The following is a 13038-nucleotide window of genomic DNA, read 5'->3' as shown; positions in this document are numbered from 1 at the left end:
TCGCCCGAAAGGGCTGCTTGGTGGTCATCGGACATGCATACGGCGAACCAAACCCCCGGATCGAGTGACAACGTGAAGTGCTTTCGGACTGTTGACCCACTTTGGGTGGCAACTGTTGGCCACAGTTGGGCGGTTCGAGTGGACGCCGTCCCTCTTTACGGTCGGCAACCTTTAATCCGACCGGTTGAACGCCGATAGGGGAAATTGCTCGATACAACCGTTTCGAGAAAGGAGTTCCATGCGTGTGCGAATGACGCGTCGCGCCGCGGCGGTCGGACTGGTCGCCGTCGCGGCGCTGGTGGTCGGCGCCGCGCCCGCCTCGGCAGCACCCGGAGACGCCTCGGCCCACGGCGCGAGGCTCGACCTGTCGCTGCTCGGCGGCAACGCGGTGTCGTCCGGCCCGTTCGCCGCCGCCGACGCGAACGGCCCCACCTCCAACACGTTCGCGGGCGTGGACCTGCCCAGCGCTTTGAAGACCGGCGTGATCAACGCGTCCGCCTCCAGGGACGACAAGACCGGCGGCGTCCACTCCACGGCCAGTACCGCCGACGTGCGGCTGGACCTGCTCGAAACCGTCACCGGCGTGGTTTCCGCAGACCTGGTCGAAGCCCGGTGCGCGGCCACCCAGAAGGGCCTGACCGGCAAGTCCGAGCTCGCCGGGCTCGAACTCGGCCGGCTGGGCGAGGTGGACGCCGAGCCTGCGCCCAACACCACCGTCGACGTCGACCTCCTCGGCGTGGACATCGCGAAACTCGTGTTCAACGAGCAGATCCGCAACGCCGACGGCAGCCTCACGGTCAACGCCCTGCACCTCACCCTCATCGGCGGCGCGCTCGGCTCCATCGGCTCCGGTGACCTGGTGCTCTCGTCCGCCACCTGCGGCCCGGCCGGCCTGCCCATCCCGATGGCCTCCGGCGCGGGCCTGTGGATCGGACTCGGCCTGCTCGCCCTGTTCGGCGCGCCCGTCGCCGCCGCGGCGATCCGCCGCCGGCGCGAACTCGCGGCGGTCTGAGCCGTGTACAAGGTCCCCGGCAGCGGTGTCGCGGTCGGCACGGGAATCGGCTCGTTGGCGGCCACCGGCGCCGGCGTCACGTGGTGGGTCGTGGCCGGCGCGGTGCTCCTCGCGACCGGCCTGCTCCTGACCCACGCGGTCCGCAGGCGACGAGCGACAGCCGACGAGTAGCGCGCGTGTGCCCCGGCGCGCGCCCGCCCCCAGGCGCGCTCCGGGGCACCGCATCCACCCGAACATCCGCCCGAAGAGATCCGCCCTCCGCCCTCCGACATCCGCCCTCGCCCTGCCGAACCGCCCAGCCGAAATCCGCCTCAGATCCGCTTGAGAAGGGAGCAAGGTGAAGGAAGTAGTGCTGCTCGCGGGCACCCGACCCGAAGCGGTGAAGATCGCACCGGTGGCCCTGGCGCTGGCCGACCACCCGGTGCTCCGACCCGTGATCGTCCACAGTGGACAACACGCCGGCATGGTCGAACAGGCGCTGCGCGCGTTCGGCCTGCTCGCGAACGTCGAGTTGGACGTGCCGCGGGCCATCGGCAGCCAGGCGGAACTGCTCGCGCGCCTGCTGCCGGAGGTCGACCGGGTGCTGCGCACGCGCGACCCGGCCGTCGTCCTCGTGCAGGGCGACACGACCACGGCGCTGGCGGGCGCGCTCGCCGGGTTCTGGCGCGGCATCCCGGTGGCGCACCTCGAAGCCGGCCTGCGCACCGGCGACCTCGCGGGACCGTTCCCGGAGGAGGCCACTCGGCAGATGATCGCCCGGATCGCCACCCTGCACCTCGCCCCGACCGACGACGCGGCGGCCGTGCTGGTCGGTGAGGACCTGGCGGACCGCGAGATCGTGGTCACCGGCAACACCGTGGTCGACGCCGTGCAGCGGGTCGCCGCCGCCGACCTGCCCGCCCGCGACCCGGACCTCGCGCTGCTGGAACGCGTGCTCGACGAGCGCTCCGAACGCCTGGTGCTGGTCACCGTGCACCGGTGGGAGTCGTGGGGCGAGCCGCTGGAACGCGTGCTGCGCGCCGTGCGGGAGATCGCCGACCGGCACCCCGACGTGCGCGTGCTGCTGCCCGCGCACCCCAACCCGAACGTGCGGGCGGCGGCACGTGACGTGCTCGGCGGGCACGACCGGATCGTGGTGACCGAGCCGTTGGACTACCCGGACCTCGTGCGCGCGCTGCGCCGGGCCGCGCTGGTGCTCACCGACTCCGGCGGCATCCAGGAGGAGGCGCCGTCGTTCGGGGTGCCGGTGCTGGTGCTGCGCGAGACGACCGAGCGGATGTCCGCGGTGGACGCCGGCTGCGCGTGGCTGGTCGGCACCGACCCGATCCGGATCACCGCCGAGGCGGGCTGGGTGCTCGGCGCGCGGCTGCGCCTGCCGCTGGGGCACAACCCGTTCGGCGACGGCTGCGCCGCGTCCCGGGTGCGCGGCGCATTGGAACGACTGGTCGGTCTGCCGAGTGATTTCTCCAACGCACCCTTGCCAGTCCGAATTCCGTCCTGATCGCACAGCGCTATTAGTCACTCGACCGGGTATCGGTTTTTGCCCTTACGGGTGATGTGCGCGCGGGATCGTCAGCTTGCCTCCGCCGGAGTTCGATAGTCCCTCTGGTATGGAAAGCAGGAGGACAACACCATGAATCAGATCCCAGCGCGCCGGGTCGGGGCTCTGACCGCGGCGCTCGTGCTCGGCCTGGCCGCCGCACCGCCCGCGTGGGCGGCCAACCCGGCGGGCGTCGCGTCGGTCGGCTCCGCCGAGTTCACCAAGGCCGGCATGCACGTCAGCGTGCCGCCGCTGGCGCCGTGCGCGGTGGACGGGACGACGTCGAACACGTCCGAGGCGGTGGTCCGCATGGGCGTCCGGTTCGGCGCCGGGACGTCGTCGTGCACCACGGCGGTCGTGGACCCGGCGAACGACACGACCACCACGACGTCCGAGGCGAACGGCACCGATTTCGAGCTGTCCGCGCTGGTGTCGGTGGGCGGTCCCCGGCTGCGGGTGGCCAAGTGGCAGGTGACCTGCACGGCGACCGAGTCCGGCACGAGCGCGGGCATGTCGCTGGGCGGCCTGCGGGGCTTCTCCGGCCTGCCGGAGCAACTCCCGGCGAACCACGTCCACGAGGTGAAGAAGTCCGACGGCACGGTGCTCGCCACCGCGACCTTCGGCGAAACGATCCTGCCCCACCCCAACGACGGCAGCATCGCGATGAACCTGCTCCACCTCCGCTTCACCGAGGCGTCCACCATCACCGGTGACGTGGTCCTGGGCGCAACCGCCTGCTCACCCACCCCCTAGCCCCACACGCCCGCCGAGAGTCGAACGTTGAACTCGGGATACCTGAACGTTCGACTCTCGGTACGCGAACGTAGGACTCTCGCGTGTGTCCTACGTTCAGAGCGCGTGTGTCCTACGTTCAGCGCAGGTGTGTCCTACGTTCAGGACCCCCGAGTTCAACGCTCGGAACGTGCGAGCTGCGTGTTCGGCACCCCGAACCCGACCGGGTTCGGGGTGCCGGAGCGGTTAGGTCAGCCGACGCGCGGCGTCCCCGTCAGCGTCACGCCCGCCTCACCGAGCCGCGTCAACGCGTCGTTCACCGTCGACGGCGCCACCCCAGCCGTCAGATCCAGCAGCACGGTCGTCGAGAACCCGGCGTTGGCCGCGTCCAACGCGGTCGCCCGCACGCAGTGGTCGGTGGCGATACCCACCACGTCCACCTGCTCCACCCCGCGCGCCCGCAGCCAGTCGGCCAGCGACTCACCCGCGCCGGACGCACCCTCGAACCCCGAGTACGCCGCCGCGTAAGCGCCCTTGGAGAACACCGCCTCCACCGCCGTGACGTCCAACTCCGGGTGGAACGACGCCCCCGCCGTCCCCGCCACGCAGTGCACCGGCCACGTGTCCACGAAATCCGGTGTCTCGCTGAAGTGCGCCCCCGGCTCCACGTGGTAGTCACGGGTCGCCACGACGTGGTCGTACCCGCCGCCAGCCACGTGCGCCGAGATCGCCGCCGCGACGGCCGCGCCACCCGCCACCGCCAGGGAACCGCCCTCGCAGAAGTCGTTCTGCACGTCCACCACGATCAGCGCCTTGCTCATCAGGCCCCCTAGAGGAACGTCGTCGGAATCGCGGGTTCACCGCGGGACAGCTTCAGGCCCTCCCACGGCACCGTCACCAGTGCGGCACGCAGCCGTTCCCGGCTCTCCATCAGGGTGTCCAAGCCGTCCACCGGTTGTCCAGCACGGATCAGCGGCACCGCGAGCAGCCGGTCGTGCGTCCCCGACGACGGCTCGGACGAGTGCCGGAACACGACCTCCTCCAACGCCGTCCCGGTCTCCTTGTGCCGCCGCAGCGCGTTCTTCCGCCCACCCCGCGACTCCTTGTGCGAGCTGCGCTTCTCCACCGGCCGCCCGTCCACCTCGACCAGCTTGTAGACCATGCCCGCGGTCGGCGCGCCGGACCCCGTGACCAGGGACGTGCCCACGCCGTAAGCGTCCACCGGTTCGGCCCGCAGCATCGCGATCGAGTACTCGTCCAGGTCGCCCGACACCACGATCCGGGTGTTCCGCGCGCCCAACGAGTCCAGTTGGTCCCGCGCCTGCCGGGCCAGCACGCCCAGGTCACCGGAGTCGATCCGCACCGCGCCCAGCGACGGCCCCGCGACCTGCACGGCCGTCTTGATGCCGTTCGTGATGTCGTAGGTGTCCACCAGGAGCGTCGTCTCCGGTCCCAACGCGTCGACCTGCGACCGGAACGCCTCCTCCTCGCTGTCGTGCAACAGCGTGAACGCGTGCGCGCACGTCCCGGCGGTCGGGATGCCGTGCCGCCGCGCCGCCTCCAGGTTCGACGTCGCGGTGAACCCCGCCAGGTACGCGGCACGGGCCGCGGCCACCGCCGCCTCCTCGTGCGTGCGGCGCGACCCCATCTCGATCATCCGCCGGCCGTTGGCCGCACCCACCATCCGCGCCGCCGCCGACGCGATCGCGCTGTCGTGGTTGAGGATCGACAGCACCAGGGTCTCCAGCACCACGCCCACCGCGAACGGCGCGCGCACGGACAGGATCGGCGAGCCCGGGAAGTACAGCTCGCCCTCCGGGTAGCCGTCCACGTCCCCGGTGAACGAGTAGTCGGCGAGCCACGACAGGGTGGCCTGGTCGACCACGTTCGTGCGCTCCAGCAACTCCAGGTCACTCTCGGAGAACGTGAAGTCGGCGATCGCGTCCAGCAGCCTGCCGGTGCCCGCGACGACGCCGTACCGCCTGCCCTCGGGCAGTCGTCGGGCGAAGACCTCGAAGACGCACGGCCGGTCGGCGGTGCCGTCGCGCAGCGCCGCGGCGAGCATCGTCAACTCGTAGTGGTCGGTGAACAGCGACGTCGACATGGGGACAAAGCCTAGGCGTTCCACGCAGAAGCCCAGGCCCGCGCACACACGTGGCCCTGTGGGCTCCACCACCGACCGGAACATGACACCATTGGCGGTATGACCACGCCCGTCGAGCATGAGCGGACGCAGGTTGACCCGGCCGGCGAGGAGGTCCGCACCGAGGACCGCCCGTGGCAGACCTTGGTCTGGAACGACCCGGTGAACCTGATGTCCTACGTGACGTACGTGTTCCAGAAGCTGTTCGGCTACAGCCGCGACCACGCGACGAAGTTGATGTTGGACGTGCACCACAAGGGCAGGGCGATCGTGTCGTCGGGGACCAAGGACAAGGTGGAGGCCGACGTGGCCAAGCTGCACGCGGCCGGGCTCTGGGCGACCATGCAGCGTTCGTCGTGAAGAAGTGGACACGCACCGGCGATCTGGTGCTCGGCCGGTTCGACCGGCAGGAGGCCGCCGTCGTGCGCGGCCTGGTGAGCCAGATCCAGGACATGCTGATGGCACGTGCCGAAGAGGCGCCGCAGGACGAGCTGGCGGAGCTGACCGGCATCCGCACCGGCCCGTCCACGCCGCCCGACGACCCGATCCTGGGCAGATTGCTGCCCGACTTCCACCGCCTCGATCCGGACGCGCCGGACCCGGCCGAGGTCGACTCGGCCAACGCGCTGCGGTCGTTGCACGAGCCCGAGCTGCTGGACCTGAAGACCGGGGTCGCGGCGGTGGTGCTGGAGACGTGCCCGCCGGACGGCGGTGAGGTGCGGCTGGCGTTGGAGCAGGCCGAGGCGTGGCTGTCGGCGTTGAACGACGTGCGGTTGGCGCTCGGGACGGCGTTGGACGTGCAGGAGGACATGCCGGACGAGCTGCCGCCGGACGACCCGCGCTCGCCGCACCTCGGCGTGTACCACTGGCTGACGTGGGTGCAGGAGACGCTGGTCGAAGCGGTCATGACCTGATGCTGGTCGGGCGCGCGCCGGGGGTGGCGGTGGTGCTGACGCCGGCCGGTGCGGTGGCCGGGGTCGACGTGCGCGGTGCGCCGGTCGGGACGCGTGAGCTGGACTTGCTGGACCCGTCGACGTTGGTGCAGCGGGTGCACGCGGTGGTGTTGGCCGGTGGTGGGCTGGCGGCTGTCGACGGGGTCGTGCGGTGGTTGGCGGAGCGCGGGCACGGGTTCCCGGTGGGCGCGCGGCCGTTCGAGGTCGTGCCGATCGTGCCCGCGGCGGCGGCTTTGGGGCTGGTCGCGGGCGACGGGTACGCGGCTTGTGAGGCGGCGTCGTCCGACGTGCCGCCGGCGTTGGCGTTCGTCGGTGAGACGGCGGTGGGGCTCGTGGTGGTGGATGCCGAAGTCGGGCCGGCCGAATGCCGAAGGGTCGCGATGTCGGCGCACGACGGGTTCGCGCGGGCGGGGGTGACGGTGCCGGCGACCGTGTTCGCGGTGGCCACGGGGGTGGCGACCGGGACGGCGTTGAACGACCTGTGCACGGCGGCGGCGGACGCGCTGGAACGCGCAGTCCAGAGTGCGTGAACGCCCAGGTCGCCTGTCCTGAGCGTCGAATTCAAGGGTCCTGAACGCAGGACTCTCGCGTTCCCAACGTAGGACACACGCGCTCTGAGGGTTCGACTCTCGGTACCTGGGGGTTCGACTCTCGGGGGTGTGGAGGGGCTGGGGTGGGTACTCCTGGGGCATGTCGGCTGTGCAGAGTGTGTTCAGGTGGGTGCGGACCAGTCCGGCGGTGGACAAGGCGGCCGGGGCGTTGGCAGAGGCGGTGCCGGCGGCGTTGCGGCGGCGTGAGGTGACCGACCTGCTGCGCGCGCGGGCGTTGGGGAGGCCGGTTCACCCGGCCGTGGTGGTGTTGCCGATCGGCTTGTACGCGGCGTCGGCGGCCCTGGACCTGATGCCGGGGAGCAGCAAGGCGGCGCGGGCGCTGATCGGGGCCGGGTTGGCGGTGGCGCCGGCGGCGCTGGCGACGGAGCTGGCCGAGTACGGGACGTTGGACGAGAAGCAGCGGCGCGTGGCGTTCGTGCAGTTGGTCGCCAACGCGGCGGCGGATGTGTGCTACCTCACGTCCTTCCGGCTCCGCGGCCACGGCTTCGGCGTGGTGGCCAGGGCGGTCTCGGCAGTTGGACTCGCGGCGCTCGGCGCGGGCGGCCTGCTCGGCGTCCGTCCGGCGGACCCGGCGGCTCCCGGAGGTGTCCGCGAACCGGTGTAGTGCGAGTTCTCACACCGCGGGACACCTTCCCCCACCACGTAGGATGGGGGCGTGCTGGTGATTCGCCGTGACCTAGTGGACGCGATGGTGGCTCATGCCCGTCGTGACCACCCGGATGAGGCGTGCGGGATCATCGCCGGCCCCGAGGGCTCCGACCGCCCCGAGCGGTTCATCGCGATGGACAACGCCGAGCGCTCGCCCACCTTCTACCGCTTCGACTCGATGGAGCAGCTGCGGGTGCACCGCGAGCTGGAACGCAACGACGAAGAGACGATCGTCGTCTACCACTCGCACACCGCGACCGAGCCGTACCCGTCGCGCACGGACATCTCCTACGCCAGCGAGCCGAAAGCGCACTACGTCCTCATCTCCACCCGGGACCCGGAGCAGCACGAGCTGCGCTCCTACCGGATCGTGGACGGCGTGGTGACCGAAGAACCGGTCGAGGTCGTCGAGTCGTACATGTTCGCCCACACCGGCGCCGACGACACGCCCGACTGTCCCTGAGCTGCGTCTTCGCACCACCTTCACCAAACCCGGCTCCTCGGAGGTTCCAGCATGGCCGTCATCGTCTCCATCCCCACGATCCTGCGCACCCACACCGGTGGGCAGAAGTCGGTCGAGGCCGCGGGCGCGACGCTCGCCGAGGTCATCGACGACCTGGAGACCAACCACGGTGGCCTGAAGCAGCGCCTGGTCAAGGAAGGCGCGCTCCACCGGTTCGTCAACGTCTACGTCAACGACGAGGACGTGCGGTTCGCGGGCGGCCTCGAGGCCGCGGTCAAGGACGGCGACACCGTGACGATCCTCCCGGCCGTCGCGGGCGGCTGACCCACCCGGCCGGATCCCCGGCCGATCCAGCACGGAGGACTTCATCGTGGCCCGGTACGAGTCACTGCTCGACGCGGTCGGCGGCACGCCCCTGGTGGGGCTGCCCCGGTTGTCGCCGTCGAAGGACGTGCGGCTGTGGGCGAAGCTGGAGGACCGCAACCCGACCGGCTCGATCAAGGACCGCCCGGTCCTGATGATGATCGAGGAGGCCGAGCGGACCGGGGTGCTCACGCCGGGCTGCACGATCCTCGAACCGACGTCGGGCAACACCGGCATCGCTCTCGCCATGGCCGCCAAGCTCAAGGGCTACGGCCTGGTGTGCGTGATGCCGGAGAACACGTCCGCCGAGCGCAAGCAGCTGCTGCAGGCCTACGGCGCGCGGATCGTGTTCTCGCCCGCGGCGGGCGGCTCCAACCAGGCCGTGGCGTTGGCGAAGGAACTGGCCGCGCAGAACCCGGACTGGGTGATGCTCTACCAGTACGGCAACCCGGCGAACGCCGGCGCGCACTACGACGGCACCGGGCCGGAGATCCTCAAGGACCTGCCGACGATCACGCACTTCGTCGCGGGTCTGGGCACCACCGGCACGTTGGTCGGCGTCGGCCGGTACCTGCGCGAGCAGAAGCCGGACGTGCAGATCATCGCGGCCGAGCCGCGGTACGGCGAGCTGGTGTACGGACTGCGCAACCTCGACGAGGGTTTCGTGCCCGAGCTGTACGACGCCGAGGTGCTGACCGGCCGCTACTCGGTCGGCTCGTACGACGCGCTGCGCCGCACCCGTCAGCTGCTGGAGGTGGAGGGCATCTTCGCGGGCATCTCCACCGGCGCGATCCTGCACGCGGCGCTGGCCGCGGCGGAGAAGGCGGCGGCGCGCGGCGAGTCGGCGGACGTGGCGTTCGTGGTGGCGGACGCGGGGTGGAAGTACCTGTCCACCGGCGCGTACGCGGGCACGTTGGACGAGGCCGCCGAACGGCTCGACGGGCACCTGTGGGCGTGAAGTCGTTGTGGCGCAAGCCTTGTAGGTAGGAGAAGGGCCCCGCGCCGCTGCGGGGCCCTTCTCATTTCAGCCGATCGCGCACGCGTCTCCGTTGAGCGTGAACGAGGTCGGCTTGTCGGTGTTGCCACCGTGGGTGGCCTGGAACCCGATGCCGGTCGACCCACCGGGGTTGATGGTGCCGTTGTAGGACGCGTTCCGCGCCGTGACCGCACCGCTGGTGGGCGAGTAGGTGGCGTTCCACCCGCTGGTGATGGTCTGCCCGCCGGGCAGGGTGAACGCGAGCTGCCAGCCGTTGATGGCGTTGGCGCCGCTGTTGGTGACGGTGATGCTCGCGGTCAGGCCGGTGCTCCAGGCGTTGACCGTGTAGGTGACCTTGCACCCGCCCGTCGGGGGAGTGCCCGTGGTGGTGGTAGTGGTGGTTGTTGTTGTGCTGGTTGTGGTGGTGGTCGTGCCGCCGCTCTGGTCCAGTCCGAAGAACTGGATGGCGCGCAACGCCATGCCCGCGCCCATCAGGTTGTGGCCGGTGCCCTGCATGGAGATGGCCTCGACCTTGGTGCCGTAACGGGTGCGGGTCCAGCCGGACTGCGGGCTGTCGGTGGACGTCGGCGTGGTGGACAGACCGTGGACGTTGGTCCACTGGTCGATCTCCTCGCCGAAGTTCGGGTAGCGCAGGGTGTCGTCCGCGGTGCCGTGCCACAGCTGCACGCGCGGCCGTGCGCCGTTGTAGCCGGGGTAGGCGGAGCGGGCGATGTCACCCCACTCCTGCGGCGTCTTGAGCACCTGGCCGTTGGCGCAGGCGCTGTTCCAGCCGGAGCCGTCGGTGGTCGCGAAGCAGCCGTCCGGCACGCCCGCGAACGCCGCGCCCGCGGCGAACACGTCCGGGTAGTTGGCCAGCATGACGTTCGTGGTCATCGCGCCGGACGAGATGCCGGTGACGAACACGCGGCCGGTGTCGCCGTTGTAGCGCTGGAGCACGTACCGGACCATCGACATCAGCCCGACCGGGTCGCTGCCGCCGTCACGCCGGAGCGCCTGCGGGCTGGACACGTCGAAGCAGTTGCCGCTGCGCGTGGCCGTCGGGTAGATCACGATGAACCCGTACTGGTCGGCCAGCCGGGCGAAGTCCGTGCCGGAGTACATCGCCTGGCCGGAGCCCGTGCAGTAGTGGACGGCCAGCAGCACCGGTGGCCTGGCCTGGGTGCGGTCCGGCACGTACAGGTGCATGCGCAGGTTGCTGGGGTTCGTGCCGAAACCGGTGACTTCGGTGAGCGTGGCGGCCGACGCCTGCGGTGCGACCACGAAGGCCAGCACGAAGGCCGCGGTCGCGATCAGGGCGCTCACGATCGCGCCGAGGACCTTCACGGCGCCACCACCCGTCCGGTGCTGTCGATGCGGCCGGGGCACAGGTTCTTGGCGGCGAGGCCTCGGACGATCCGCGGCACGGCGTCCACGGTCCTCTGGTTGCCGTCGTGCATCAGCACGATGCCGCCGGCGTTGGCGCTGGTCGCGGCGCGGACGATCGCGTCGGTCGAGGCGTTGTTCCAGTCCTGCGTGTCGACCGACCAGAGGACCTGGGCCATGCCCTGTCGTCGTGCCTCGGCCTGCACGGCGGCGTTCGTGTCGCCGTACGGCGGGCGGAACAGGGTCGGCGTCTGGCCGGTCGCGTTCCGGATCGCGTTCTGGGTGTTGGACAGCTCCCTGGTCACCTCGGCCGCGCTGATCCGGGTGAGGTACGGGTGCGACCACGAGTGGTTGGCGATCCACATGCCCGCCGCGGTGGTGGCCCGCGCCAGGTCGGGGTACTGCTGGACGCGCGAGCCCATGTCGAAGAACGTCGCCCGCGCGCCTGCCGCGTTCAGCGCGGACAGCAGTGGGCGGGTGAACTGCGGGGTGGGGCCGTCGTCGTAGGTCAGTGCCACGTACCCGGAGCACGCACGCGCGGCGGGTGCACCGGGCGCGGCGTCGGTGGCGGCTCCGGCGCTTGCGGCGTTCGCGGCGTTCGCGGCGCCCGTGGAGAGCAACGGAGCGGCAACCAGCAGGGCCACGGCCAGAAGGCTTCTCAAGACCATCCCTCCTCCTTGAGGATCACGTCGAGAGTTGTCGCCACTATGTGTTCAGGCCGCCGCCGTCGACAATGAGTTTCGTGAATGTTGCGAGTCTCAAATGGCATGTTGAGCTGCGCGAACTCCCAGTGCACCCATTTGGTGGCGTGGATTGCGGGGAGAAACTTTCGGACGCTCGGCCGGTGCCGTTGCCCCCTCTGGAGCACGACCTGCCGGCCGCCGCCCAGGGGTAATCGGGCGTCGGGCATCACACGTGCAGGCTCAGCTGGAATTGCGGATCAGTCGGCAGTGCGATTTTCAAGAAGCCGTTCGGGTGTCGGTACGCGCGGGTGTCGGCCAAGGGTGACGCGATCCCGCTCACTTTCACGAATGCCGTCGTCCGTTCAGTCAGATGCGATCCGGGCGTTGCGATAAGCCGGTTCGGGTAGTCACTTCACGTACCACGGCAGGAATTGGGGGAATGGTGACCACGTCGTCCTCGCCCGTCACCTGCACCTCCGGCGGTCGGCGTCCGGCTTCCGGATGCGCTTCTCCTCGACTACGGAAACCCGCAGATAGATCTGTTCGAACTCCCCGGTTGATGCATTCGAGTGAACCCATACGGCGTTGATATTGTCGGCTCCGGCCCGTGGTCTTTCCGCATTTTTGCCGTCCGTCGGGCTGCTATCGTTCCGCGCATGCAATTGACGGTGCTCGGGTGCGCGGGCAGTGCCCCGGGGCCTGATCTGCCCACCTCCGGGTACCTGGTGGAGGCGGGCGGCGTCCGGATCGTGGTGGAACTGGGCAGCGGCGTGTTCGGCCCGCTCATGCGGCACTGCGACCCGTTCGACCTCGACGCCGTGCTGCTGTCGCACCTGCACCTCGACCACTGCGCCGACTTCAGCTCGCTCGCCGTCTACCGGCGCGAGCACCCAGAGCCGCCCTACGACGTCACCGAACGCCGGCTGCCGGTGTTCGCGCCGTCGCACGCGCCGTCCCGCCTCGCCGCCGCGCACGCCGCCAGCCGCGCCGAGTTCGCGACCACGGACCTGACGGACACGTTCGACTTCGTGCCGCTCGCGCCGGGGAGGTACGCGGTGGGGCCGGTGGACGTCGAGGTGGCCGCCATGCGGCACATCTGCGAGGCCTACGGGTTCCGCATCTCGTACGAGGGCGTGTCGCTGGTGTTCTCCGGTGACACGGTGCCGTGCCCGGAGCTGGTGCGGCTGGCCGAGGGCGCCGACCTGCTGCTGGCCGACTCGGCGTGGCGGGAGCAGGCGGGCCGCGCCAACTACCTGCACATGAGCGGAAGGGAGGCGGGCGAGGTGGCCACGTCCGCCGGCGTGCAACGCCTGGTCCTGACCCACGTCCTGCCCTGGTCCGACCGCGACGGCGTCCTCGAAGACGCCGAGAAAGCCTTCCCCGGCCCGGTAACCCTGGCCACCCCCGGCGCCGTCTACACGATCTAGCGAGAGTCGAACCCCCAGGTCCCGAGAGTCGAACACTCAGGTGCCGAGAGTCGAACCTTCAGGTCGCGAGAGTCGAACCTTCAGAGCACGTGAGTTCAACGCTC

At 70.6% G+C, this 13038-nt stretch carries 16 protein-coding genes; 12 read left to right on the top strand and 4 right to left on the bottom strand.

The genetic code is table 11. From position 1 onward, the window contains the following. Positions 1–238 precede the first annotated feature (238 nt). The 4 genes from FM051_RS22575 (at position 239) to FM051_RS22560 (ending at position 3305) form a co-directional block, all read left to right on the top strand. On the top strand, positions 239–1012 hold the full coding sequence (locus tag FM051_RS22575; protein WP_158846517.1) for a choice-of-anchor P family protein: 774 nt from the start codon (positions 239–241) through the stop codon (positions 1010–1012). 3 nt (positions 1013–1015) lie between these two features. Next, entirely contained in the window at positions 1016–1183 is a 168-nt protein-coding gene (locus tag FM051_RS22570) for an LPXTG cell wall anchor domain-containing protein (protein WP_158846515.1), read from the top strand. Between the two features lie 166 nt (positions 1184–1349). Beyond that, complete coding sequence (wecB, locus tag FM051_RS22565; RefSeq protein ID WP_158846513.1) at positions 1350–2513, top strand: non-hydrolyzing UDP-N-acetylglucosamine 2-epimerase; 1164 nt, start codon at positions 1350–1352, stop codon at positions 2511–2513. Positions 2514–2645: 132 nt separating this feature from the next. Continuing rightward, positions 2646–3305: a hypothetical protein gene (locus FM051_RS22560; protein ID WP_158846511.1), complete on the top strand. Its 660-nt coding sequence runs from the start codon at positions 2646–2648 to the stop codon at positions 3303–3305. A 230-nt stretch (positions 3306–3535) separates the two neighbouring features. Here the strand turns inward: FM051_RS22560 and FM051_RS22555 are convergent, their stop codons facing one another. Together FM051_RS22555 and FM051_RS22550 are read right to left on the bottom strand one after the other, a co-directional pair. Then, positions 3536–4105: an isochorismatase family protein gene (locus FM051_RS22555; protein ID WP_158846509.1), complete on the bottom strand. Its 570-nt coding sequence runs from the start codon at positions 4103–4105 to the stop codon at positions 3536–3538. Positions 4106–4113: 8 nt separating this feature from the next. Beyond that, a complete protein-coding gene (locus FM051_RS22550; RefSeq protein ID WP_158846507.1) occupies positions 4114–5388 on the bottom strand; it encodes a nicotinate phosphoribosyltransferase in 1275 nt (424 codons plus the stop codon). A 99-nt stretch (positions 5389–5487) separates the two neighbouring features. Here FM051_RS22550 and clpS point away from each other — a divergent pair, with 99 nt between their 5' ends. The 7 genes from clpS to FM051_RS22515 all read left to right on the top strand — a co-directional run bounded on the left by clpS (position 5488) and on the right by FM051_RS22515 (position 9423). Next, a complete protein-coding gene (gene clpS, locus FM051_RS22545; protein ID WP_053717098.1) occupies positions 5488–5787 on the top strand; it encodes an ATP-dependent Clp protease adapter ClpS in 300 nt (99 codons plus the stop codon). After that, the gene (locus FM051_RS22540; RefSeq protein WP_202918970.1) at positions 5784–6341 is read left to right on the top strand and encodes a DUF2017 domain-containing protein; all 558 of its coding nucleotides are present in this window, start codon (positions 5784–5786) and stop codon (positions 6339–6341) included. Before clpS ends, FM051_RS22540 begins: the two co-directional genes overlap by 4 nt. Then, positions 6341–6910, top strand: coding sequence for a P1 family peptidase (locus tag FM051_RS22535; protein ID WP_158846505.1), 570 nt, complete (start codon positions 6341–6343; stop codon positions 6908–6910). Before FM051_RS22540 ends, FM051_RS22535 begins: the two co-directional genes overlap by 1 nt. A 190-nt stretch (positions 6911–7100) precedes the next feature. Continuing rightward, entirely contained in the window at positions 7101–7595 is a 495-nt protein-coding gene (locus FM051_RS22530) for a DUF2231 domain-containing protein (protein ID WP_158846503.1), read from the top strand. Between the two features lie 51 nt (positions 7596–7646). Then, a complete protein-coding gene (locus tag FM051_RS22525) occupies positions 7647–8102 on the top strand; it encodes a M67 family metallopeptidase (protein WP_158846501.1) in 456 nt (151 codons plus the stop codon). 51 nt (positions 8103–8153) lie between these two features. Beyond that, positions 8154–8426 carry a MoaD/ThiS family protein gene (locus FM051_RS22520; protein WP_158846499.1) on the top strand — a complete coding sequence of 91 codons (273 nt, stop codon included), beginning with the start codon at positions 8154–8156 and terminating at the stop codon, positions 8424–8426. 46 nt (positions 8427–8472) lie between these two features. Beyond that, positions 8473–9423 carry a PLP-dependent cysteine synthase family protein gene (locus FM051_RS22515; RefSeq protein ID WP_158846497.1) on the top strand — a complete coding sequence of 317 codons (951 nt, stop codon included), beginning with the start codon at positions 8473–8475 and terminating at the stop codon, positions 9421–9423. 66 nt (positions 9424–9489) lie between these two features. On the opposite strand, the gene FM051_RS22510 is transcribed toward FM051_RS22515, so the two are convergent. Beyond that, positions 9490–10785 (bottom strand): extracellular catalytic domain type 1 short-chain-length polyhydroxyalkanoate depolymerase, encoded by a 1296-nt coding sequence (locus FM051_RS22510; protein WP_238412572.1) that lies wholly within the window; start codon positions 10783–10785, stop codon positions 9490–9492. Beyond that, the gene (locus FM051_RS22505) at positions 10782–11486 is read right to left on the bottom strand and encodes a polysaccharide deacetylase family protein (protein WP_238412571.1); all 705 of its coding nucleotides are present in this window, start codon (positions 11484–11486) and stop codon (positions 10782–10784) included. The genes FM051_RS22510 and FM051_RS22505 overlap by 4 nt, the downstream gene beginning before the upstream one ends. A 677-nt stretch (positions 11487–12163) precedes the next feature. On the opposite strand from FM051_RS22505, the gene FM051_RS22500 reads away from it, so the two are divergent. After that, complete coding sequence (locus tag FM051_RS22500; protein WP_158846493.1) at positions 12164–12934, top strand: MBL fold metallo-hydrolase; 771 nt, start codon at positions 12164–12166, stop codon at positions 12932–12934. The last annotated feature ends 104 nt before the right edge of the window (positions 12935–13038 follow it).

This window comes from Saccharothrix deserti (assembly GCF_009769385.1).
GTDB classification, from domain to species: domain Bacteria; phylum Actinomycetota; class Actinomycetes; order Mycobacteriales; family Pseudonocardiaceae; genus Actinosynnema; species Actinosynnema deserti.
The sequence above is the reverse complement of the archived record's forward strand: the minus strand, read 5'-3'. Positions and strand labels throughout refer to the sequence as shown.

Excerpts from the sequence above, each read along its gene's own strand:
- FM051_RS22575 (WP_158846517.1), top strand. The coding sequence starts at position 239 with ATGCGTGTGCGAATGACGCGTCGCGCCGCGGCGGTCGGACTGGTCGCC.
- FM051_RS22535 (WP_158846505.1), top strand. The coding sequence starts at position 6,341 with ATGCTGGTCGGGCGCGCGCCGGGGGTGGCGGTGGTGCTGACGCCGGCC.
- FM051_RS22500 (WP_158846493.1), top strand. The coding sequence starts at position 12,164 with ATGCAATTGACGGTGCTCGGGTGCGCGGGCAGTGCCCCGGGGCCTGAT.
- FM051_RS22555 (WP_158846509.1), bottom strand. The coding sequence starts at position 4,105 with ATGAGCAAGGCGCTGATCGTGGTGGACGTGCAGAACGACTTCTGCGAG.
- clpS (WP_053717098.1), top strand. The coding sequence starts at position 5,488 with ATGACCACGCCCGTCGAGCATGAGCGGACGCAGGTTGACCCGGCCGGC.
- FM051_RS22520 (WP_158846499.1), top strand. The coding sequence starts at position 8,154 with ATGGCCGTCATCGTCTCCATCCCCACGATCCTGCGCACCCACACCGGT.
- FM051_RS22550 (WP_158846507.1), bottom strand. The coding sequence starts at position 5,388 with ATGTCGACGTCGCTGTTCACCGACCACTACGAGTTGACGATGCTCGCC.
- FM051_RS22560 (WP_158846511.1), top strand. The coding sequence starts at position 2,646 with ATGAATCAGATCCCAGCGCGCCGGGTCGGGGCTCTGACCGCGGCGCTC.